This is a genomic window from Pseudomonas sp. IT-P74 (assembly GCF_949768175.1).
Taxonomy (GTDB): Bacteria; Pseudomonadota; Gammaproteobacteria; order Pseudomonadales; family Pseudomonadaceae; genus Aquipseudomonas.
In genome coordinates this window covers 1-280 of record NZ_CATKQD010000075.1, presented here as the reverse complement: position 1 = coordinate 280, position 280 = coordinate 1, and the positions used below count along the sequence as shown (strand labels likewise).

The 280-nt window shown below is 65.4% G+C and carries 1 protein-coding gene; it reads left to right on the top strand.

From position 1 onward, the window contains the following. Positions 1-280 (top strand): hypothetical protein (locus tag ACM6J5_RS24245; protein ID WP_414929486.1); only part of this gene is annotated, 280 nt, incomplete at both ends.

Below are 280 nucleotides of genomic sequence, written 5' to 3'. Positions count from 1 at the left end.
AGTCGGCGAGGTCAGCCTCAATACGCCGCCCTCTGCCATCCGACTCAGCGGCGCGGTGTTGCTGACCAACACCTTCGGTACCCGCCTGCTGCAAAGCAGCACGGCGTCCAGGCTGGATGGCCCGCTCAACACCGCGCTGGCCCTGGTGTTCAAGGCGAGGCTGGGCCATTTGGGAGAGCAACTGCATTTCGAAAGCACGACCATGCCGCTCAGCCAGGGGGTCAAGGCGAAAATAGGCCTGGCCGCCCACAAGAGCTTCGGCGACTCGCTGGCCGCGGGT